Annotated in this window: 1 protein-coding gene; it reads left to right on the top strand. The window is 45.3% G+C overall.

Features of this window, described 5'->3' with window-relative positions; genetic code table 11:
- Window positions 1-229: 229 nt before the first annotated feature.
- Entirely contained in the window at window positions 230-1,663 is a 1,434-nt protein-coding gene (locus GXX34_01490; GenBank protein HHW06201.1) for a diguanylate cyclase, read from the top strand.
- Window positions 1,664-1,686 lie beyond the last annotated feature (23 nt).

Raw genomic sequence — 1,686 nt, 5'->3', positions numbered from 1 at the left:
GGTTTTTTGTGCCTAATTCAGCAGGGTGTTTTGTAGAAACATTCTGTCGAAACATGTATAATTGAGTCAAACAAGACAAGCACGAGGTGTGGGCTGCCGATGGATACTGAGGTGTTCTTATGAAGATATTAGTCAGTCTTTACTTGGTCCTGGCGGTTATACTGGCTCAGTATTTCGCTGCTTATTTTTTTCTAAGGGAAGAACAACCTACCGAAAGGCATTCTCAGCTTTGGTTCTATGCATCAGCATCTATTTGTTTGGTTATATCATGATTATCCACAGCAGCGATATGCAGGAAATCATCTTCTGGAACCTGTTTCAATACTTTGGACTGCCTTTCATTTCCGTACTGTGGTTGGTAGTGGCTCTCCTTCATACAGAAACCATCTATTCCCTCACAACCCGGATGACCATCTTACTTTTTTCCGTGCCAATCACAAGCTTTCTCATGCGACTTACCAATCACTGGCATCATCTTTTCTATGCAAGATATGAAATGCGGGAAATCGCCGGCTATTACTCCTTGTACATGGAAAGAGGGCTCTGGTATTACGTTAACATTTCCTATACCATCTTGTGCCTGCTGCTCACCGTGATGGTTTATTTCATCGGATACCGGAAAAACAGGGCCAACCATACGAAATCCCACTTTTTTATTTTTTTGTTTGCTTCTTTGCTGCCCCTGATCGGCATAGGGTTAGTTCTTACGGCTTATGACGAGCTGAGTATTGATTATTCCGCTTTAATCATGCCCGTTTCCCTGCTTATTATCAGTTACGGCATTTTCCAATATGATTTCTTGGAAATCAAAACCCTGGCCCGGGACGCCATCTTTGAAAAGAATCTGGCCGGTATGGTGGTTTTGGGTCCCGGTAAAAGGATCATAGACTACAACCAGGCCGCTGAGAAGTTTTTTACGGCCCTGAATATCTCCCTGGACAATTATCCCATCGATCATCTCCTAAGCAAGGACAGGAAGCTGCTGGAAATCTTTCAAAGTGAGACTAATCAAGATTTTGCCGTGACGATAAACGGTGAGGAACGGTTCTTTGAGATTGATGTGGTGCCGCTGGGAGAACACCATGATGGCAATACGCGATTGCTGAAGTCCATCCGTGATGTGACGGAAGAGAGGAGAGTTCAGGAGAAACTGAGATTCTTAGCTACCACCGATTCTTTAAGCGGCCTTAATAACCGGGCGGAGTTTATGAGTCTTGCCCAGAGGCAGTTTGCCAGCCCCAAAAAGAATAATGAGGAACTGTCCCTGTTGATCATGGATCTGGATCATTTTAAAGCCGTCAACGATACTTTTGGCCATGGGGCGGGGGATGAAATCATTCGTGAAATGGGCAGGATCATAAAATCCAGTTTTCGCAAGACCGATATCGCCGGTCGTATCGGAGGAGAGGAATTTGCTGTCGTTTTGCAGAACGCCTCTTTGAAAGATGCCAAAAGGATAGCGGAGCAGTTCCGGGAGACCGTAGCCAAAAGAAAAGTGGTGTACGAAGAGCGGGAGATTGGCTTTACCGTCAGCATCGGTGTGGCTGCCATCCGGAGCGGCACCGGAGGGATTAACCATGTGACAGATATGATAAAAATAGCTGATGATGCCCTTTATAAGGCAAAGGCTAAAGGAAGAAATTGTGTGGTTTCCATGGAGTAACAGCGCTGCTAACAGGTAATGGG

This window comes from Clostridia bacterium, assembly GCA_012840125.1.
Classification (GTDB): Bacteria; Bacillota; DULZ01; order DULZ01; family DULZ01; genus DULZ01.
Note: the sequence above shows the minus strand (reverse complement) of the source record. Positions and strands in the feature narration are given on the sequence as shown.